The sequence below is a fragment of the Stappia sp. ABD4_338 genome (assembly GCF_056312175.1).
This window is the reverse complement of record NZ_CM149982.1, coordinates 3202824-3222839: the sequence shown is the minus strand read 5'-3', so window position 1 is coordinate 3222839 and position 20016 is coordinate 3202824. Positions and strand designations below refer to the sequence as shown.

The following is a 20016-nucleotide window of genomic DNA, read 5'->3' as shown; positions in this document are numbered from 1 at the left end:
CTAGCTGACCTCGCTCGTGTCGGCCTCTGGTACGATCGCGCGGTAGAGGTGCCATGTCGTATGGCCGAGCACGGGAAGTGTCGCCAGCAGACCGATGAAGAACGGCAGCATGGAGACGAGAAGCGTGACGGTAACGACCAGGGCCCAGCCGATCATGGGCACGGGGCTGGTCACGACGGCGCGAACGCTGGTGATCATGGCGGTGATGAAGTCCACCTCCCGGTCAAGGAGCATTGGGAAGGAAACAACGGTCAGGGAAAACAGCACGACCGAGAGCACCGCGCCGACCACGTGACCGATCAGAAGGAACATGAGCCCCTCCGGCGTGGAGACGATTACCTCCACGAACTCACCGAAGCTCGCGAACGACTGAAATCCAAGGAAGAGGGCCAGCAGGAGCCGAACCTGGTACATCCACATGATCTGCACAAACAGGACGACGAACGCCATCCAGGCGATTTCGCGACTGCGCTGCGCCCAGATGACGCCGAGCACGCCACTCCAGGTCAGGGGACGGTCCGCTTCAAGGCGCCGGCTGACCTCATAGAGGCCAACCGCGATAAAGGGGCCGATGAGGCAGAAGCCGACTGCGAGGGGGTAGCTTAGGTAGCTCATCTGGAGCGCGGAAGCCGTCAGCAGCACGAGGTTGCCCCCAAGCGCGAAGACCGCTCCGAAGAACAGGCCGAAAGCCGGGGCCTTGCGAAAATCGCGCATCCCGGCGGCGAGCGCGTCAACGATGTCGCTGACCGTGATTGCGTTTACGCGCGTGGGATCCGGCGGGCGCACGAAAGTGTCCGCATCGCTCTCAGCCGCAGGTGTCGTATTGGACGCCATGATTTCCTCCCTGAACCGGTCCTCCGATCCCAGTGAAGCAAGAACAGCCGTGGACGTCACCTCCGGAAAGCTACGGGCTGGGTCATCTCCCCACAAACGGGACGCTTTGGTGCGGAAACGGCTTTTGATCCGCAGCGTCGCAGCCTCCGGTCGGACAAGATCTTCAGGTCCTGAAGAGCAAACCGGATGTGCCTTGCCTGCAAGGGTGCCGGTTGGCGCACATCGGAGACGCGGTCGTCCGCAGTGCATCTTGTCGGAGAACATGAGGGGCTTTCGGGGGACAGCAGAGCCTGCTTGAGACGGCGGGCTTGAAGGGTCTCACGTTTCGGTTGAAACTGGCGATCAGACGGGGCTGACATCCCGCGAAAGCATGGTTGGGCAAGGCCTTCGGGCATCCCGGCCAGAACCGCAAGGCTTGGCGACGTGCGAGAGGTACGCGACGTCCGACGGCTTTGCGCGCCAGTCATGACACGTGGCAATCCAGCCACGGAAAATGGCGATCATGATTAGTGGAGGTGAGTGATGACCAAGTTTTCTGCCGCCCTCGCGGCTGTGCTGCTCGGAGCGACCGCGCTCGCGGCGCCGGCAAAGGCCGACGTCAAGATCGGTCTCGTCGGTGGCGTGTCCGGTCCGATCGCGGCAATGGCTCCGGCCATGATCGATGCGGCCAACCTGGCGATCAAGCAGGTCAACGACAATGGCGGCATTCTGGATGGCGAGAAGCTCGTGGCGTCTGTGGGTGACAGCGCGTGCAACCCGCAGAACGGTACGGATGCTGCCACCAAGGCGGTCAACATCGAGAACGTGGTTGCCATCGTCGGTCCGCATTGCTCGGGCGCCGTTCTCGCCGCTGCCAACTCGGTGACCATTCCGGCCGGCGTCACCATTGTCTCGCCGTCCGGCACGTCCCCGGAGATCACCGCCCTGAAGGACAACGACACCGTTTTCCGGACCGTGCCTTCCGATGACTATCAGGGGCGTGCCCTGGCCCGCACCCTGCTCGACCGTGGAACCAAGAAGGTGGCGGTGGCCTACCTCAACAACGACTATGGCAAGGGGCTCGCGGAGTCCTTCAAGGCCGAGTTCGAGGAGAAGGGCGGCGAGATCGCCGGCTTCGCGGCACATGAGGGCGAGAAAGCCAGCTACCGTTCGAACCTCGCCGAGCTTGCCTTCGGCGGTGCCGACACGCTCGTCATCTTCGACTATGGCGACGGTTCGGGTCTGACCATGCTGCGTCAGTCCCTGGAAAACGGCTTCTTCGAGAACTTCGTGGGCGGTGACGGCATGAAGTCCGACGCTCCGATCAAGGAGCTGGGCGCGGAAAACCTGACCACGTTCCTTGCCTCGGCTCCGGTCGGCGAGCAGTCCGATGCGCTGGAGATGTTCAACAAGGCCTTCTCCGACGTGGGCGGTGACCCGAGTGCGATCTTCGTGACCACGTCCTATGACGCTGCCTTCATGCTGGCGCTTGCCATCGAGAAGGCCGGTGGCGACAAGGCCAAGGTGCACGAGGCGTTGCGCGAGATTTCCAACGGTGACGGCGAGCCGATCCGTCCGGGTGAGTGGGCCAAGGCCAAGGAGTTGATCGCGGCCGGAAAGGCCATCGACTACAAGGGCGCGGCCGGTGATCACAACTTCGATGAAAACGGCGATGTCCCGGGGAACTATTCGTTGTTCAAGGTGTCTGGTGACGCTTTCGAGGTTGTCTCCGAGATGAAGTAAAAACAGTCCGGCGCGCGGTTGCTTTTCCGCGCGTCGGACACGTCGTCCCCGTTGGGGCGCCTGATCCCGGCGCGCCGAAATAAAAAGGGCCGATCCTGCAAGGAACGGCCCTTCTGTCTTGAACCTGGGAAAACCGGAGACGCTACTGCTGGATCGCGGCGGCCTGTGACGGTGTCTTGGCCGCGCTCGTGCCGGGCGCTGTCACGTCATCCATCTTGAGAAGGAAGCGGATCTCGCTGCGTTGTTCGGCAAGTTCGGCAATCGTGTGGGCATCCAGTACGTTCATGAACGCCTCGAGCGCCTCGTGGAGTAGGCCGTTGAAGCCGCAGGACGTGATAAGCGGACAGTCGCGCCTGCCGGAGTCGAAGCACTCCGCAAGAAGAAAGCTCTCCTCGGCGGCGCGAACCACTTCCCCAACGGTGATGCGTTCAGCCGGGCGTGCCAGCATGATGCCACCGTTGCGTCCTCGAAGCGTTCGGACGAAGTTGTTGCTGACGAGCACCTTCAGGATCTTGAAGAGATGTGCTTCCGACATCTCGAAACTGGCAGCCACATCGGCAACACGGCTCGGGCTGTCCGGGTTTGCCGCACAGTAGATGAGGGTGCGGACCGCGTAGTTGGTTTGCTGTGTCAGGCGCATGAGAACCTATATGCGTCCTGTCGCGCGTTACGTCAACCGGCCCGTACAATAAACTTGCGTCATTCACTCATGTTTTTGTGAGCCGGGTGTACATTTCCGTCGAGTCTGTGTCTCTGCCGTGCAAGAGCGGCGGTGGTGAAGTCGATGAATGTTCGCACCCGCGCCGGCGTGCGTTGTCCGTATCTGTGCACCAGATTCACCGGCTGTCGGCGCGTCTCGAAGGAGGCGAGCAACTCCATCAGCTCGCCCGACATCAGCGGGTCGGCCACCTGATAGGACAGCACGCGCGCAATGCCGAAGCCGGCGCGTGCCGCATCGATGGCGGATCGGATGGATGAGACCGTAAGCCTGGGCATGAGGAGGGCGGTTTCGCGATCGCTTTCGTTCTCGAATGACCATGATAGCGGCCCGGTCGCGCCTGGAAGATCGCCTCCGGTTTCGGTTGCGACAATGCGGTGGCGGGAGAGATCAGCGGGTGTCTCGGGCAACCCGAAACGGGCTAGGTAGTCGGGAGATGCCACAACGACAGCTCTCACGCTGCCGACTTTGCGTGCGGTGAGCCCCGCTTGCGAAAGCGTGCCGATGCGCAGTGCCAGGTCGACCCCCTCTTCAAGCATGTCCACGACACGGTCGGTGAGGACCAGTTTTGCTCGGACGTCGGGCCAGCGCTCAAGATAGTCACGCAGAAGGGGGGCAACGAACATTTCGCCGAAGAGCACCGGCGCGGTGAGCGTGAAGTTCCCGGCTATCCGGCCGGACGCTCCACGAGCTGCATCTTCCGCTTCCATCATGGCGGTGAGTACCCGTCGTGCCTCGCCGACGAAACGTTCGCCCGGCTCGGTGAGGGCCACGCGACGTGTCGAGCGCGCGACGAGGCTCAGATCGAGACGCGCTTCCAGACTGGCGATGAGCCGGGTCATGGTCGCGGGAGAGCGGTTCAGTTGGCGGGCGGCGGCGCTGAAACTGCCTGTCTCCGCAAGCGCTACAAGCGCTTCAAGTTCGGTTATTCGATCCATTATTGCATTATAAGGAATTATATTTTTCAAATAATCATTATTATCAAAATATGTGAAATAATTATATCGGGATCAGGATGTCGTCAGTGGTCTGATCCGGGATGTTACGGCAGGAATTGGCCCTGCTCCCGATGTCGACAGGATCCCCTCAAGGAGTGGTTGTCTTGGCCCGTGCCTTTGCCGAAATCGCTTTCACGCCCTCCGTGCTTGCCGCTCAGGCGGTCAATGGATCACGTTCCGCCTACGCGCGTCTGCTGCAGCCCGAGACCGGGCGTGGTGATCGGCTCGGCGAGATCGAAGCGGCTTTCATCTCCCTGCGGGATGGCTTTTACCAGGCAAGCGTCAGCGAGACTGGCTGGCCCTATGTTCAGTTTCGCGGCGGCCCGTGCGGTTTCTTGAAGGTGCTCGATGCGACCCGCATCGCCTATGCGGACTATCGCGGCAACCGGCAGTACCTGAGCGCCGGAAACATCGCATCTGATGGCCGGGTGGCCTTGATCCTCGTGGACTATCCCAACCGCAGACGGTTGAAGATATGGGGGAGGGCGAGCCTTGTGGAGGCGGCGCAGGACCCGGGCCTGCTCACCAGGCTCATGCCGCGGGAGTATCCGGCCCGCCCCGAGCGGGCCGTGGTGATCGATGTCGAGGCTTTCGACTGGAACTGTCCGGCGCATATCCCTGAACGGTTTACCCTAGAGGAGTTGGAAACGGTGATTGCGCCTGTGCGGGAGGAAATGGAGACACTTCGTACCGAGAATGACCGGCTGAAGCGGGAAGTCGCCAGGCTGTCCTCCGGCGTCGAAGGGGGCGGCTGATCCGGTTGGGGCTGGCGGAGGCAAAACCCGAGGTCGCCTCACTTTCCGTCTCGCCTCTTGCAAATACACCTCGAACATGAATTATGATTCATAATTCATGTTCGAGGGAGGATGCGACGTGAAGAAGCCTTCGAGGCGACACGGCGGCACAAGCGGTGACACGCCTGTGAAAGCGGCGGGCAAGGCAGCCGGAAGGGTGGCCCGCCAGACAGGCAAAGCGTCTGCGAAAGCGACCGCCTCTGCAAGGGGGCAGTCTGATCCTTTGCGGCCCAAGACCGCGCGAGGAGAGGCCACGCGACGCGCCATCCTTGGCGCTGCGGAGATCGTCATCGGCCGTCAGGGCTACAGCGAGGCTTCCATCGGGTCGATCACGCGCCAGGCGGGGGTGGCTCAGGGGACTTTCTACATCTATTTCGCCGGCAAGGACGAGGTGTTCTCCGAGCTTGTCGCGGAGATGGGGCGGATGTTGCGCCATGTGATCGCCGAAGCGACGTCCGGTTTCGACGATCGCCTGGAGGCCGAACGGGAGGGATTGCGCGCTTTTCTCACTTTCGTTTCCGCTCATCCCGAGTTGTACAGGATCGTGCAGGAGGCGCAGTTCGTCGATCCGGAAGCCTATCGCGCCTACTTCAGCACGTTTGCGCAAGGTTATCGCGAGGGCCTGGAAAAGGCCGCGCGGGAGGAAACGATCAGTGCCGGTGATGCGGAGATCCGCGCCTGGGCACTGATGGGGGTCGCCCGCGCTCTCGGCGAGCTTCAGGTCGTCTTCAACGGAGGCCATTCCATCGATGCGCTGGTGGAAACGGCGCACGACCTGATCGAGAACGGTTTGCGTGCCGGGACACCGTCCGGCGGGGGTGGTCGTGGCTGAGCGGGAGGATTCGTTTGTCGCGGTCGAGCGCGTTGGAAACGCCGTGCGCCTGGTTCTCGACCGGCCCGGCCGTGGCAATGCGCTCGTGCCGGAACTGCTGCGTGACTTGCGCGAGGCAATTGAGCGGGCGTCGACGCTTCATCCTCCGGCCTTGATTCTCACGGGACGCGGGCGAGCTTTTTCAGCCGGTGGCGATGTGTCCGCCTTTGCCGATGCCGCCGGTGATCCGGACAGGTTGCAGGCGTTTTCTTCCGAGATTGTTGGTGAGCTGAATGGTACGATCCTTGATCTTCTCGCCTTTCCGGCGCCGGTCATCGCGCTCGTCAACGGGCCTGTCACCGGTGGGTCGGCGGGGCTTGTTCTCGCCTCCGACATTGTTCTCATGAGCGAGAGCGCCTTTCTTCAGCCCTGGTACGCCGAGGTGGGCTTTTGTCCCGATGGCGGGTGGACCGCGCTTCTGCCCGAGCGCATCGGCGCGGCCCGGGCGATGGCCGCACAGATTTTCAACACGCGCTGTTCGCCTGCCGACTGCCTGTCACTTGGTCTGGCGCACGCTCTGGCAGCGCCCGAGGATCTCGAGGCGCTTCTTCAAACGACTGTCGCCCAGATCACGCAAAAGGATGCGGGTACGCTTGCCATGGCGCGTTCCCTCATTTGGTCGCCTGAACGCAGGGAGCGGGTGGCGTCGGCGCTTGAACGCGAGAGGCAGGGCTTCCTGCAGCTTGTCGGCCGTGCGGAGACCGCTCGGAGAATGAAGGCTTTCCTGGGAAAAGGCTCCGCGTGAGCGAATGGAAGCCGCTTGCATGGAACATGCGGTGCATCGGGGAGGGGTGTTATGGCGTTCGTGACGGACATGGCGGCGAAGCGGGCGGAAATATCTCCCGACCGGACTGCGTTCATCGACGTGGCCAGCGGAAGCCGGTTGACGTTTGAAGGGGTCGAGGCACGTGCAAATCGCATGGCCCGGGCCTTGTTGGAACTTGGGGTGAGACGCGGTGACCGGGTCGCGTTGCTCGCCCGCAATCATGCCGATGTCTTCGTCCTGCTTTTCGCGGCCCAGAAGACAGGCATCCTCCTGTTGCCGCTCAACTGGCGCCAGCCGGCTGCCGAGTTGGCGGCGACCATGACGTTGGCAGCGCCCGTGATGCTCCTGCATGACGAGGCAAGCCGGGAAACCGCCGAGGGGCTCGGGAGCTTGAACGGACTGGAGCCGCTCGCCTTCGCCGACGCACGGCCTGAAGCCGGAACCAACGCCGCGCGTTTTCTGGAGGCGGTGGAGGCTGCCGCCTCATTGCCGACGGGCGACACCCGTGTCGATGGTGAGGCCCCCTGGTATCTTCTGGCGACGTCCGGAACGACCGGTACGCCGAAACTGGTCATCCAGACCGCAGACATGGCCTGGGCAAATGCCGTCAACTACACGCAGGCAACGGACCTGACCGGCACCGACCGGTCTGTCAATTTCCTGCCGCTGTTTCACACTGCGGGTATCAATCTTTTGACCTTGCCCCTGTTTCTCGCCGGTGGCGCGTCCCGCGTGCTGGCGAAGTTCGAAGCGGCAAGCGTCCTGTCGCTCATCGGGTCGGGCGAAATCACGGCCTTCTTCGGCGTTCCCGCCATCTATCAGGCTCTGGCGCTCGAGGAGGCATTCGACGCAACGGATTTCTCGCGCGTGAGAAGTCTCGGCTGTGGCGGCGCACCCATGCCCGCGCCGCTTCTGGAGCGCTATCTGGCGCGCGGTGTGACGGTATGTAACGGCATGGGAATGACCGAGACCGGGCCGACTGTGTTTCTTTCCGACCCGGAGCGGGCGGCGGAGAAGATCGGATCGGTCGGCAAGGCGCAGATGCTTGCCGACGTGAGGCTCGTCGATGCGGCCGGTAAGGTGATCGAGGGAGAAGGCGAAGGCGAGCTTCAGATCCGTGGCCCCGGTGTGACCCCGGGCTATTTCGCGAATGAGCGCGCGACAGCCGAGGCCTTTGCCGAAGGTGGCTGGCTGCGGTCCGGCGATGTGGCGCGGCGCGATGCGGATGGCTATTTCTCCATCGTGGACCGGATCAAGGACATGTACATCTCCGGTGGCGAAAACGTCTATCCGGCGGAGGTCGAGCGGGTTCTCGTCGCTCATCCGGATGTCCTGGAAGCGGTCGTCGTGGGTGTGCCCGACGAGCGGTGGGGCGAAACCGGCGCGGCATGGCTGATCCCGCGACCGGGCGCGCGGCCGGATGGCGACGAACTGGTCGCCTGGTGCCGTGAGCGGCTCGCCGGGTACAAGGTGCCCCGATACATCGAGATCGCTGGCGATCTGCCTCGCACCGCTGCAGGCAAGGTGCAGAAACATGTCCTCAAGGACCGTCTTGAGGGCACGCACGCTCAGCACATGACAGGGAAAGGAAAGACATGAGCGACAAGCCCGTGCCGCGAGGCCGTGAGCCCGTGGTGATGGAGTGGACGCCGTCCCAGAACGAGTTCGACCGCTTCGCGGTCCTTTCGGGGGACGACAACCCGATCCATGTGGATCCTGAGTTTTCGGCGAGAACCCGCTTCGGGCGCACCGTCTCGCACGGAATGCTGCTCTACACCAAGGTCTATGGCCTGATCCGCCGGGCGTGGCCGGAAGCTGACCATGTTGCCCAGTCACTGATGTTTCCCCATCCGGCTTTCGCCGGCGAACCGCTGAGCATCGTGGTCACGCCAACTGACGATGACCCGGGGCTGCTCAACATCGAGGTCAAACGCAAGGCGGATGGAACGCAGGTGCTTCTTGCCGAGTGCCGCCTTGAGCAATCTGGAAACGCGGGGGACGGACAATGAGCCTTGAGATCGGACAGATCGCGGAGACGACCGCGAGCTTCTCCAGGGAAGACGCTGCGGAGTTCGCGGCTCTCGCGGGCCTTGAAGACGTACCCTCGACAGTGCCTGAGCCACTGGTTGGCGGACTTTTTTCCTATCTGCTTGGAGTGAGACTGCCCGGATCGGGCACCAACTACCTTAAGCAGGAGATGACCTTTCATGCAAAAGCGGGTCTTGATGTGCCGCTGGTGGCCACGGTAACCGTGACCCGATTGCGTCCGGAAAAGCATCTCGTCGACCTTGAAACGGTCTGTACCGATGCGCGTGGCCGCAAGATCGCAAGCGGTCGGGCACTTGTCTACGTGCGGGACGTGGCCAACGCCTTTGACGCGACCTGAACAGCGGCACAAAAAAACGCCGCCGGGTGACCGGCGGCGTTCGTGTTCTTTCACGGAGCGTGCGAGACGCCCTGTGCCTGGGTAATCAGGCCAGCTCGAGCTGGGCAGCCTGCAGGCCGCGACCGCGACGGTCTTCCTCGGCGATGAAGGAGAGCGCGGTGCCCTCGGCCGGAACGGCCAGGCCCGAACGCTCGAAAGCGGTGATGTGGACAAAGATGTCCTTGCCGCCCTCGGCCGGGGTGACGAAGCCGAAACCACGCTCGTGGTTGAAGAACTTGAGGGTGCCGGTCTGGCGCATGGGAAACTCCTATCCCGTAGTCTGTTAGTCCAAAAAGAGCGCAAGTAAGCGCACTTGCTTGCGCGAGCGTTGCATTCAGAAACGGGAAAGGCAGTTCTTCTCGACATTCCCGGCTCTATGGCCGGTTATGCGCCGTATACCGAAACTTTCTTAACCGGGATTCGAATCTTCAAGCCCGCTGGGCGAAAAACAATTTCACCCACCTCAATATAGGCGAAAGAGAGAATTCCAGCAAGTGAAGAAATTGTGGCGATTACGCAGTGTTATTCTGCAGCAGGTCGCGGAGAATCTGGCTGAAAAGCGCGCTTTCTTCCAGATGTGGCGCGTGACCGGAATTGGCGAATGTGGCGAGACGCGCGTGCGCGACGTGCTTCTTTTGCCAAAGAGCGGCTTCGGCATCGTAGAGTTGACTGTCGGTTCCGCACGCCAGAACCACCGGCAGTGTCAGGCGCGGCAGGAGGGGGCGAAAGTCCTGTTGTGTAAGGGAGGCCCACATCTCGCACAGCGCCTCGCCGTCGGCCTTGCGGATTTCGTTTTCCATCCACGAGGCAAGCTCTGGATCGGGATCCTTCCTGAGGCAGCGGCGCGCGGTGGCGCCGGCAAGGCGTGGCCACTGGGCGACAAGGGCGCGCATGAACACCTTGTTGCGTGCGGCGTCGAGCCCGTTGCGCGTGCCAAGCGCCCAGTCCGGTCCGTTGAGCACTTTCGGCGACATGTCCTCGATCACGAGTGCGGCCAACCGGTCCTCGCCATGGCGCTCGATCAGCGACCAGGCGACCAGCGCGCCCATGGACCAGCCGACGACGATCACCTCCTGCAGATCTTCCGCGACGAGCAGTGCGTGAATCGCGTCCGCCGCGGCCTCGATGGTCCGCGCCCGCATGTCACTGCTGCGGCCGTGACCCGGCAGATCCGGTGCGAGCACGAGAGTCTCCCGTCCAAGACTTTCCATTTGTGGCCCGAAGAACCCTCCATGGCAGGACCACCCGTGCAGCAACACGATCGGTCGCACGCCCGGGCGCAGCCGTCCGGCGCGGCGCACGTGAAGCGAACCGTTGGTGTTCACCGGCGGGACCTCAGCCGCCCGACGATGCCGTCCGGGAAGAAGTAGACGGACAGGACAAAGAGCACTCCGAGCCACAGAAGCCAGCGCTCCGGGGCAAGCAGCACAGGGATCAGGGGCAAGGCTTCCGTCGCCTTTTCCGCAGCACCCATCAGCGTCTGCAGGTAGGTTTGCGCGAGCACGAAGAGTGTTGCGCCGATCATTGCGCCATACATGGTGCCCATGCCGCCGATAACGACCATCAGCAGGATATCGATCATGATTTCCATGGACAGCGTTGTCGCCGGTCCGGTGTAGCGAAGCCAGATGGCGAGCAGGGCACCGGCAAGCGCGGCGACGACGGCGGACAGGACACTCGCGGTGGTGCGATACCAGACCACGCGATAGCCGATGGCCTCGGCGCGAAAGGCATTGTCGCGAACGGCCTTCAGGGTGCGCCCGAAGGGCGAATTGACGATCCGCAACAACACAAGAAAGAGCAACGTCGCGCTGACGAAGACCAGATAGTAGGCCAGCAGCCGTCCGTCGAGCCGCACGTCGAGGATGCGGAAATCGGCGAAGCGGAATGCAGGCGTCAAGGCCCGGGGAATACGATAGGTGAGACCGTCCTCGCCGCCGGTCAGCCAGGAAAGCTGCGAGGCGAGAACGGCGAAGGCGCTCGCGACCGCGAGGGTCACCATGGCGAAGAAGATTGCCTTCACCCGAAGCGAGAACAGGCCGATCGCGAGCGCCAGAAGGCCTGCGAGTGCCGCGCCGCCGAGCGTGCCGAGCGCGATTGCGGCAAAGGAGGCGCCAAATGCGGAGAGCGTCAGCGCCACTCCATAGGCACCGATGCCGAAGAACATCGTGTGGGCGAAGGAAACGATGCCTGTATAGCCCAGCAACAGGTCGTAGCTTGCCACTAGCACGATGAAGATCGAGATCCGTGCCGCCGTGTCGAGTGACTTGGTGCCGGGAAACAGGAACGGCGCGAAGGCGAGCCCCAGCGCGATGAGAAGCAGGACGACGCCCAGCGTGCGGCTTTGCGGGCGGTCCCCGGAAACGAGCTTGTCGAACATGTTGCGGCCCCTACTTCGCCTTGACCACGGGATAGAGCCCTTGTGGCCGCCACATGAGCACGCAGACCATCAGCGCGATGGTGGACACGAGAGCCGCCTTGGGCGCGAGGAAGGCCATGTAGTTTGACAAGAGTCCGACAAGCAGGGCGCCGATGAAGCAGCCCTCGACGGAGCCAAGGCCTCCGATGATGACCACGACGAAAACGAGGACCATGATCTCCGAGCCCATGTGCGAGGTGATCGTTTCCTGGTAGAGGCCCCACATGACGCCGCCGAGGCCGGCGAGAGCCGAGCCTGTCATGAAAACCAGCAGAAACAGGCGACGGATGCGGTAGCCGAGCGCTTCCACCATCTCGCCGTTCTCCACCCCCGCGCGCACCAGAAGGCCGATGCGGGTCGCCTTCAGCACGTGACGCATGGCCAGGAACAGCACGAGGCCGACCGCCACGGCGAACAGTCGGTATTTTTCGATGATGGCGTCGGCGACGACCAGTGAGCCCTGGAAGAGCGGCGGGCGCGCCACGTGGATCGCGTCCGGGCCCCAGATCACGTGGATCATCTGCTGTGCCACGATCAGCCCGCCCATGGTGACGAGGATTTGCTTGAGGTGGTGCCCGTAGACCGGCTGCACGATGATGCGCTCGAAACCGAGCCCTAGAAGCGCGGTGATCACCATCGCCGCAAGGATGGCAAGGAAAACCGCCGCAAGATTGGCGAAGGCCGCCTCCGACTGGCCGAGGCCGGACATCCACGCGAGCACAGAGAAGCCGACGAAGGCTCCAACCGTGACGAAGGCTCCGTGTCCGAAGTTGATGACGTCCATCAGTCCGAAGACCACGGTCAGGCCGGAAGCCATGATGAAGATCATCAGGCCCATGGCGAGACCGGCTACGGTGAGTGTCAGCCAGGTCGAGAGCGAGCCTATGGCCAGCAGGCCGAGGAGCGCCAGCGCGGGTGCGAGGAGCACCGGCGTCGCATTGACGAGCCGTTCGCGCGGAGTCGCGGCGACAAGCTTGGGGCGGATTGCGGTCTCGCTCATTGGTGCATCTCCAGACTGAGGCCCATGAGCCGTTCCTGAAGGACGGCGTCGCCAGCGAGGTCTTTCATGTCACCCGCATGCACGATGCGCCCGTCGTCCATGACGGCGACGGTGTCGCCGAGGGCGGCGGCCATGGAAAAGTTCTGCTCGACGAGAAGGATGGTCGTATCGGTACGCTTGAGTTCCTGCAGTGCTTCGGTCATTGCCGCGATGATCGCGGGCGCGAGGCCTTTGGACGGCTCGTCGATGAGGATCATGCGCCGGGGCTCGATGATCGCGCGTGCGACGGAGAGCATCTGCTTCTGTCCGCCTGAAAGCGTGCCCGCCGCCTTCTCCCAGAAGGTGCCGATCGGGGGAAAAAGGTCCTTGATCCAGCGCAGGCGCTTCTCGTCCATCGGGCCGGAGCAGGCGGCAAGCCGCATGTTTTCCGCCACCGTGAGGTCGGAGAAGATCCCCATGTTTTCGGGCACGTAGGCGAGGCCGGAGCGTGAGATGTCCGGGGTGGCCTTGCCCGAGATCCGGTTCCCATCGAAGACAATCTCGCCGGCCCCCGGCTTCCAGAGCCCCATGATGGTGCGCAAGGTGGTGGATTTGCCTGCTCCGTTGCGTCCGAGCAGCACGGTGACGCCGCCGCGCGGGACGTTGAGATCCACGCCCTGAAGGATGTGATAGGGGCCGATGTGGGTGTGTATGCCGGAAAGCGTCAGCAGCATGTCGGTCATGGACGTGCCTCCGCTCCCTCAGCCGGCGCTCGCCCGAGATACGCCTCCTGCACCACATCCATTTTCATGACCTCACCCGGGTCGCCCTCGGCGACAAGTGCGCCGTTGTGCAGGACCACGATGCGATCGGCGAGCGAGCGGATCACATCCATCTTGTGCTCCACCAGGAGAATGGTGCGGTCGTGATCGGCCTTGAGATCGCGGATGAGATCCAGGATCACCGGGACTTCATCCACGCTCATGCCGGCGGTGGGTTCGTCGAACATGAGAACTTGCGGAGCAAGCGCGATCATCATGGCGACCTCGAGCTTGCGCTGATCGCCATGAGGCAGGGCCGAGACGGTCATGTCGCGCTTGTCGGAGAGCCGGACCTCGGCGAGCACGTGCTCTGCACGTTCGGCCAGTTCCACGTGGGAATCTGCCCGCGAGAACAGGTCGAAACCGCGCCTCGCCCGGGACTGCACCACCAGCCGCACGTTTTCGCGAACGCTGAGGCTCGGAAACAGGCTCGTGAGCTGAAAGGCGCGCCCGATGCCACGGTCGCAACGAGCGGCCGGTCCGAGACGGGTGATGTCCTCTGCGTTGAGGTGAACGCGCCCCGCGCTCGCGGTGAGCTGGCCCGAGATCAGATTGAAATAGGTGGTTTTTCCAGCACCGTTCGGACCGACGATCGCCGTCAGCGTCCCCCGGTCGAAGGCGCATGAAACCGCGTCGACGGCGACATGTCCGCCAAAGCGGATCGTCAGGTCCTGCGTTGCGAGAACGGGTGGTTCGCGCGTCACGTGGGCACTCCCGGTCGTGGGTGAAGGGGAAAATGCTGGCCGGGGACGATGAGGGGGCGGTGGCCCGAGCCTCGCTCCCTCGTCGCCCTGCTGTCATCTTCAGTTCCCGGTGCGCACCGGGATCTGCATATCCTCGATCTTCAACTCACGCACGAGTTCGGGAATGCCCCATTCGACATCGTCTTCGACGCGGATCTTGAAGTGATACATGGCCTGCAGCGCCTGATGATCCTCCGGGCGGAAGGTCATGGTGCCCTTCGGCGTCTCGAAGGACATGCCCTCCATGGCCGCGATCAGGTCGTCGGTCTCGGTGGACCCCGCGGTTCGGATGCCCTCGACAATGGCGATCGCGGCCGACATGCCGCCTGCGGTAAAGAAGTCCGGGGGCGTGCCGAAACGCTTCATGTGCTCGGAGACGAGCCAGTCATTGGCCGGATTCTGCGGGATGTCGTGATAATAGTAGGTCGCGCCCTCCATGCCGGGCAGTGCCTTGTAGGCCTTCATCGCGGCAAGGATGTTGCCTCCCGTGGCGATCTCGATGCCGAGCCGCTCCGGCTCCATCGCCTTGATCTTGCCGATCGGGTTGTTGCCGCCGGCCCAGATCACAAAGAGGAACTTGCGGCCTTCCGCGTCCTTCAGGGCATCGAAGATGCGCTGGGCGCTTGCCGTGAAGTCCTGCGTGTCGGTGGGGGCATATTCCTCGAAGACGAGCCTGGCTCCGGTCGGGGCCAGTGCCTCGCGGAAGGCGGCGACACCGTCGCGACCAAAAGCGTAGTCCTGCGCCAGCGTCGCGATGGTCACGCCCTCGGCGCCGAGGGCGACGGCGTTGGCGATCGCGTCCTGCGAGGAATTGCGGCCCGTGCGGAAGATGTAGCGGTTCCAGTTCTCGCCGGTGATCGAGTCGGCGACAGCCGGTTCCACCAGGAGTATCTTGCCGTATTCCTCGGCGACCGGAAGCATGGCCAGTGCCACTCCCGAGGAAACGGGACCGACCGCAAGGTCCACCTCGTCGTCGCCATAGGCTTCCGCAAGCACCGCGCGGCCGATATCGGGTTTGCCCTGGGTGTCCTTCTCGATGACGGTGATCTTTCGTCCGTCGATCTCCATGGAGCCGTCCGTGGCGTACTCGAAGCCCATCATGAGACCGGTATGCGACTGCTTGGCATAGGCCTCGAGTGCACCGGTCTTGCCGTACACATGAGCGATGGTGATGTCGTCTGCGGCCTGGGCGGCCGTCATGCCGACCGCGACGAGCGCGACGGCGGCGAGAATGCGTTTCATTCCCATCTCCTCCCTGAAAGTCCCGTCCCGGAAACAGACGTGCGGCCCGAGCCGGGTATGCGCCGGTTCTCCCGTACCGGCGGTCCGCCGTGTCCCGGCGAGCCTGCCGGTGCCTGGGACGCACGCGAGAGGCTGCCAGTCGGCAACGACAATTATATGACGCATGATTCATGTTTCATGTCAACGAGCGGCCCTGAAAGGAGGCCGGATGCCCGGTCGGCATGGTGAGGGGCGGCACCCTGGATTGTTGGGCCTGAGGTCTATTCAAGAATTATGGGAAGCTGATTTTTGAAATTACCTTGAGGAAAAATCTGATTTTAACGCATTCTGATAATTTTAGATCTTCGTGATTCCGGTCACACATCGATTTCAGGAGTTTCGTTACAGATAAGGATATGGACGCGAGCAAGGTCGTCCTGAATACGAGAACAAGAAAACCCTTCTCAGGGTCCTTTAGAGGGATTGTCGTCATGTTCAAGAAGATCGCAATGACCGGATGTGCCGTGGCATTGAGCACGGGCGCCCTGATGAGTGTCTCCACCACGGGAGCCGAAGCCAAGAAGGGGTGGCACCACAACAACGGCTGGGCCGCCGCCGGTGGTTTTGTCGCCGGCGCGCTGGTCGGTTCGGCGCTGACCCAGCCGCGCTACTACGAGCCGGCTCCCGAGTATGTTCCGGCGCCAGCCTACTACGGTCGCCCCGAGCCCTGGACGCCTGCGTGGTATCGCTACTGCTCGTCGAAATATCGTTCGTTCAACCCGGACACGGGCTATTTCGTCACCTATTCGGGGCGCCAGCGTTTCTGTCGCTGACACAGGAACTCTGCCTGATCGAGAAAGGCCGGCTTCGTGCCGGCCTTTTCCGCGTTTGCAGGTCAGATACCCAGGCGATGCGCGATAGCCGTTGCTGCCCGCGCTCCGGTCGCGAAGCTCGCCTGAAGTAGATAACCGCCCGTCGGCGCCTCCCAGTCCAGCATCTCACCTGCGACGAATGTTCCCGGCATCACCTTCAGCATGAGGTCGTCGTCAACGGCGTCGAAAGCGACGCCACCGGCACTGGAAATGGCCCGTTCCATGTCTGCGTGCCCGGTGACGGGGATGTCGAGTGCCTTGATTCTCCCGGCAAGCTCTACCGGCTCACCCGGCCGCGGCGAGAATTCCGACAGAAGCGCCACCGCGACCGGAGGCAGTCCGGCTGCCTTGCGCAGATGGGTCGAAAGGGACCTTTTGCCACGCGGTGCCGAAAGCCGGCGGCTCAACTCCTCAAGGGAGAGATCGGGGCGCAGGTCGACGGTGAGTGAGACGCGTTCTCCTCGCGTCAGCATTTCCCGGATGCCGGAAAAGAGCGCGTAGATCGCTCCGCCCTCCAATCCGCTTGCGCTGACCATGGCTTCGCCGGAGACGGTTTCTCCGGCAGCCGAGACGACAATGCGTTTAAGCGGCACGCCTGCGAAGCGCTCGCGGAAGAAGTCCGACCAGGCGACGGTCACGCCGGCGTTTGCGGGGCGCAAGGGCGAGAGGGCGACCCCTTGCGGGGCAAGCAGATCCCGCCAGCTCCCGTCGCTGCCAAGACGCGGCCAGCTCGCTCCGCCAAGAGCGAGAAGCACGGCGTCGGGGCGTGGAAGTTCCAGCCGTCCGTCGGGAGTCTCGAATGCAAGGGAGTCGCCTTCAAGGCCGACAAGTCGCCATCGGGTGCGAATCGTCACGCCACGGGTGCCGAGCCTGGCAAGCAGCGCCCGCACCAGCGGCGATGCCTTCAGTGCCCTGGGGAACACACGGCCACTGGTCCCGGTGAAGGTCTCGATGCCGAGGTCCTTGCACCAGGCAACCAGTTCTGCGGGGTTGAAGGCGTCCAGCATGGGCGCGAGCAGCGGCTCCGCCTCCCGGTAGCGAGCATGAAATGTTTCACGGTCTTCGCTATGGGTGAGATTGAGCCCGCCGCGTCCCGCCATCAGCAGCTTGCGCGCCACCGAAGGCATGCGCTCATATATCGTGACGCGTGCGCCACGTGCGCTGAGGAGGTCGGCGGCGATCAGGCCGGCCGGTCCCGCACCCACTATGGCGACGGTCGGAGCGTCGCGATTCTCAGGCATGTTCATGTCTGGCTGTTTTTCCTGGTGCACGCGAGGAGTTCGCGTTCGTAGGCCTTTGCGACGCGCAGGAAGCGCGAGTAGGCGTAGTTGGTTGCAATGACCAGCCCCCACCAGCCGTAGAGCGCATAGCGCCGCAGCACATAGGCCTTGAGAAAGGCAAGCGGGAACTCGCCCGGGATTCGCCAGCGGGCCAGGCGCCGTCCGCGCTGCTCCAGGTCATCGGCCTGCATCGTGGAATAACGGTTCATCTTCTCGACCTGAAAGGCGACCGAGCGGATCGAACGGTGGGACATCGCACCTTTGAGCCTGGCGAGCCTCGCGTCCTTCGGGGGGCGGACGGTGTCATGCACCGACGATTCGGAGAATCGCCCTGCGCGCCGGTCATAGAGGCGAATCTGGATGTAGCCGTAGGCCCATGGCGCGGGGCGGCTCTCATGGGCGAAGACATCGCGGATCGCCACCTGCCAGAACGCGCAATCCGTCATCCGGCCCGAATCGCGCAGTTTGAGGATTTCCGCCGCAAGTTCCGGTGTGACGGCCTCGTCCGCATCGAGATTGAAGAGCCAGTCGTTGGCGCAGGCGTCTTCCCCGAACCGTTTCTGCGGACCATAGCCGGGCCACGAATTGTAAAGGACGCGCGCACCGCGCGCCTCGGCGACCGCACAGGTCTCGTCCCGTGAGCCGCTGTCGATGACAATCACCTCGTCTGCAAAGGTGGAAACGCTGTCGATCGCGGCGCCGATCCGGTCCGCCTCGTCGCGCGCGATAATAAAGACGGAGATCGAGGGCCGTTGTGGCATCCCGTTTTCCTTCGCTCCTGTCTGTTTCGCGTGTCGGCGCTGGCGGATGATTCCCCCAGGTCCGATTCTCCACGGTACGCATGGCGCGCCCGTGTGCGCGTCTTTACTGTACCCTCTGGTGGAAGGACAGGGAGCGGGAGGTGGCCTGTGCAGGCTGTTCGCCGCGATTTTTGCGCCGGGACGACCGAAATCGCGCAATTCAGCGGGAAAACGGGCCAATTCCTAACGGGAGGTAAATGAAGTCCTAACGGCGTCTTAACAAGGTGTCACCGCAAAGACACAGTGTGTCCGTTCAGTGCCGTGCAGGGGCATTTGCCGGTTGCGACCCGGGAGGGGGGTGGCTTAGAACCAAACTCGAGCTCGCGGGGAAGCTTGCTCAACTCATCACTCCCTCGGCCACAAGGTCATACAGGGAAAAACGACGAGGTCAGGAAATGAACATCAAGAGCATCCTGCTCGGCGCTTCCGCTGCCGCCCTGGCGGCCACGGGCGCTCAGGCCGCCGATCTCCCGGTGGCTCCGGAGCCGGTCGACTACGTTCGCGTTTGCGACGCCTTCGGCACCGGCTACTTCTACATCCCGGGCACCGAGACCTGCCTGAAGATCGGCGGCGGCGTTCGCGTCGAGGCCCGCATGAACGACGTCCTCTCGGACGGCGGCAGCAACTGGGACGCTCGCACCGACGAGTCGACCCGCTTCCGTGCTCGTGGCTACTTCAACTTCGACAGCCGCACCAACACCGAGTATGGCCTGCTGCGCACCTACGTGGCTGCCTACATCACGGCTGACAACCTGAACGGCGAGGTTCTGACCCTCGACGAGGCGTTCATCCAGCTCGGCGGTTTCGTCGCTGGTCGTACCGCTTCGTACTTCCAGTTCTACACGGGTGACAACTGGGGTGCGGTTCTCGATCAGGGCTTCGCTGACTACGGCGAGACCAACCTGTTCGCTTACACGGCTCAGTTCGGCAACGGCCTTTCGGCCTCGGTGTCGGTCGAAGCTCCGAACAAGCGTGGCCAGATCGGCGTGACCGGCCTGCAGCTCGCGACCCCGGCTTCGGCGACCGCTCTGCAGACCAACATCGACGGCTACGGCGGCATGAAGGTGCCGGACTTCGTCGCCAACCTGCGTGTTGACCAGGGTTGGGGTTCGGCTCAGATCATGGGTGCCCTGCACCACGTCTACGGCCGTTCGCTGGCTCCGACCGACCTCGCTGGCGGCGCTCCTCTCGGCGTTGGCATCCCGGGTAAGGGCAAGCTCGGCTGGGCGATCGGCGCTGGCGCCACGTTCAACCTGCCGATGATCGCTGCTGGTGACAGCTTCTCGATCCAGGCGACCTACGCTTCGGGTGCTGTCGGCTACGTTTCGTCCGCTTGGGACGGCGTCGGTGGTGCGTCTGATGGTTCCTACAACGCGGCTGGCCAGCTGAAGCTGTCCAACGCTTGGGGCATCGGCGCTGGCTTCACGCACTTCTGGACCCCGGCGATCTCCTCGTCGCTGACCGCGTCCTACAACAAGATCGACCAGGCTGCCTCGCAGGCTGACTTCGCCGATCTGAACGTCCAGGGTAACCTGGTGTGGCGTCCGGTTGCTGGTCTGTCGACCGGCATCGAGCTCGAGTACCGCAACCGCAACTTCAAGGCCGCTTCCGGCCTCGCGGACCAGGACACTCTGGCTGGTATCTTCCGCGTGCAGCGCACGTTCTAATCTGATCCTTCACAGGATTTGATGGGAGAGACCCGGTGGGAAACCACCGGGTCTTTTCTTTTGTGAATGCTGTTTCTGTTTGGGCA

At 63.2% G+C, this 20016-nt stretch carries 21 protein-coding genes; 9 read left to right on the top strand and 12 right to left on the bottom strand.

Translation table 11 applies throughout. The features are described from left to right. Positions 1-834 (bottom strand): DUF2189 domain-containing protein, encoded by an 834-nt coding sequence (locus tag ACYX4S_RS14500; protein WP_476360704.1) that lies wholly within the window; start codon positions 832-834, stop codon positions 1-3. Positions 835-1356: 522 nt separating this feature from the next. Between ACYX4S_RS14500 and ACYX4S_RS14495 the strand changes: the two genes are divergently transcribed. Further along, positions 1357-2556: an ABC transporter substrate-binding protein gene (locus ACYX4S_RS14495; protein WP_476360703.1), complete on the top strand. Its 1200-nt coding sequence runs from the start codon at positions 1357-1359 to the stop codon at positions 2554-2556. 142 nt (positions 2557-2698) lie between these two features. On the opposite strand, the gene ACYX4S_RS14490 is transcribed toward ACYX4S_RS14495, so the two are convergent. Beyond that, positions 2699-3196, bottom strand: a complete 498-nt coding sequence (locus ACYX4S_RS14490) for an Rrf2 family transcriptional regulator (RefSeq protein ID WP_476360702.1) — start codon at positions 3194-3196, stop codon at positions 2699-2701. A gap of 59 nt (positions 3197-3255) precedes the next feature. Continuing rightward, positions 3256-4212, bottom strand: coding sequence for a LysR family transcriptional regulator (locus ACYX4S_RS14485; RefSeq protein ID WP_476360701.1), 957 nt, complete (start codon positions 4210-4212; stop codon positions 3256-3258). A 164-nt stretch (positions 4213-4376) separates the two neighbouring features. On the opposite strand from ACYX4S_RS14485, the gene ACYX4S_RS14480 reads away from it, so the two are divergent. From ACYX4S_RS14480 to ACYX4S_RS14455, 6 genes are all read left to right on the top strand, one after another. Then, the gene (locus ACYX4S_RS14480) at positions 4377-5027 is read left to right on the top strand and encodes a pyridoxamine 5'-phosphate oxidase family protein (protein WP_476360700.1); all 651 of its coding nucleotides are present in this window, start codon (positions 4377-4379) and stop codon (positions 5025-5027) included. Between the two features lie 262 nt (positions 5028-5289). Further along, on the top strand, positions 5290-5898 hold the full coding sequence (locus ACYX4S_RS14475; protein ID WP_476360699.1) for a TetR/AcrR family transcriptional regulator: 609 nt from the start codon (positions 5290-5292) through the stop codon (positions 5896-5898). After that, complete coding sequence (locus tag ACYX4S_RS14470; protein WP_476360698.1) at positions 5891-6682, top strand: enoyl-CoA hydratase/isomerase family protein; 792 nt, start codon at positions 5891-5893, stop codon at positions 6680-6682. The genes ACYX4S_RS14475 and ACYX4S_RS14470 overlap by 8 nt, the downstream gene beginning before the upstream one ends. Before the next feature lie 51 nt (positions 6683-6733). After that, positions 6734-8302, top strand: a complete 1569-nt coding sequence (locus tag ACYX4S_RS14465; RefSeq protein ID WP_476360697.1) for an AMP-binding protein — start codon at positions 6734-6736, stop codon at positions 8300-8302. Beyond that, positions 8299-8712, top strand: a complete 414-nt coding sequence (locus ACYX4S_RS14460; RefSeq protein ID WP_476360696.1) for a MaoC family dehydratase — start codon at positions 8299-8301, stop codon at positions 8710-8712. Before ACYX4S_RS14465 ends, ACYX4S_RS14460 begins: the two co-directional genes overlap by 4 nt. Further along, positions 8709-9089: a hotdog family protein gene (locus tag ACYX4S_RS14455; RefSeq protein WP_476360695.1), complete on the top strand. Its 381-nt coding sequence runs from the start codon at positions 8709-8711 to the stop codon at positions 9087-9089. The genes ACYX4S_RS14460 and ACYX4S_RS14455 overlap by 4 nt, the downstream gene beginning before the upstream one ends. Positions 9090-9174: 85 nt before the next feature. Here ACYX4S_RS14455 and ACYX4S_RS14450 read toward each other — a convergent pair whose 3' ends face one another. The 7 genes from ACYX4S_RS14450 to ACYX4S_RS14420 all read right to left on the bottom strand — a co-directional run bounded on the left by ACYX4S_RS14450 (position 9175) and on the right by ACYX4S_RS14420 (position 15332). Beyond that, positions 9175-9387, bottom strand: a complete 213-nt coding sequence (locus tag ACYX4S_RS14450; RefSeq protein WP_293721664.1) for a cold-shock protein — start codon at positions 9385-9387, stop codon at positions 9175-9177. Between the two features lie 253 nt (positions 9388-9640). Further along, positions 9641-10387 (bottom strand): alpha/beta fold hydrolase, encoded by a 747-nt coding sequence (locus ACYX4S_RS14445; RefSeq protein ID WP_476362875.1) that lies wholly within the window; start codon positions 10385-10387, stop codon positions 9641-9643. A 62-nt stretch (positions 10388-10449) separates the two neighbouring features. Continuing rightward, positions 10450-11508 (bottom strand): branched-chain amino acid ABC transporter permease, encoded by a 1059-nt coding sequence (locus ACYX4S_RS14440; RefSeq protein ID WP_476360694.1) that lies wholly within the window; start codon positions 11506-11508, stop codon positions 10450-10452. Positions 11509-11518: 10 nt separating this feature from the next. After that, complete coding sequence (locus ACYX4S_RS14435; protein ID WP_476360693.1) at positions 11519-12547, bottom strand: branched-chain amino acid ABC transporter permease; 1029 nt, start codon at positions 12545-12547, stop codon at positions 11519-11521. Continuing rightward, on the bottom strand, positions 12544-13269 hold the full coding sequence (locus ACYX4S_RS14430; RefSeq protein ID WP_476360692.1) for an ABC transporter ATP-binding protein: 726 nt from the start codon (positions 13267-13269) through the stop codon (positions 12544-12546). The genes ACYX4S_RS14435 and ACYX4S_RS14430 overlap by 4 nt, the downstream gene beginning before the upstream one ends. Beyond that, positions 13266-14051: an ABC transporter ATP-binding protein gene (locus tag ACYX4S_RS14425; protein WP_476360691.1), complete on the bottom strand. Its 786-nt coding sequence runs from the start codon at positions 14049-14051 to the stop codon at positions 13266-13268. The genes ACYX4S_RS14430 and ACYX4S_RS14425 overlap by 4 nt, the downstream gene beginning before the upstream one ends. A 99-nt stretch (positions 14052-14150) precedes the next feature. Then, entirely contained in the window at positions 14151-15332 is a 1182-nt protein-coding gene (locus tag ACYX4S_RS14420) for a substrate-binding domain-containing protein (protein ID WP_476360690.1), read from the bottom strand. Between the two features lie 470 nt (positions 15333-15802). Here ACYX4S_RS14420 and ACYX4S_RS14415 point away from each other — a divergent pair, with 470 nt between their 5' ends. Beyond that, positions 15803-16144, top strand: a complete 342-nt coding sequence (locus ACYX4S_RS14415; RefSeq protein ID WP_476360689.1) for a BA14K family protein — start codon at positions 15803-15805, stop codon at positions 16142-16144. A 62-nt stretch (positions 16145-16206) separates the two neighbouring features. Here ACYX4S_RS14415 and ACYX4S_RS14410 read toward each other — a convergent pair whose 3' ends face one another. Both ACYX4S_RS14410 and ACYX4S_RS14405 read right to left on the bottom strand, forming a co-directional pair. Next, the gene (locus tag ACYX4S_RS14410) at positions 16207-17430 is read right to left on the bottom strand and encodes a BaiN/RdsA family NAD(P)/FAD-dependent oxidoreductase (RefSeq protein WP_476360688.1); all 1224 of its coding nucleotides are present in this window, start codon (positions 17428-17430) and stop codon (positions 16207-16209) included. After that, positions 17427-18224, bottom strand: a complete 798-nt coding sequence (locus ACYX4S_RS14405) for a glycosyltransferase family 2 protein (RefSeq protein WP_476360687.1) — start codon at positions 18222-18224, stop codon at positions 17427-17429. Before ACYX4S_RS14405 ends, ACYX4S_RS14410 begins: the two co-directional genes overlap by 4 nt. A gap of 434 nt (positions 18225-18658) precedes the next feature. On the opposite strand from ACYX4S_RS14405, the gene ACYX4S_RS14400 reads away from it, so the two are divergent. Continuing rightward, positions 18659-19930 (top strand): porin, encoded by a 1272-nt coding sequence (locus ACYX4S_RS14400; protein ID WP_476360686.1) that lies wholly within the window; start codon positions 18659-18661, stop codon positions 19928-19930. The last annotated feature ends 86 nt before the right edge of the window (positions 19931-20016 follow it).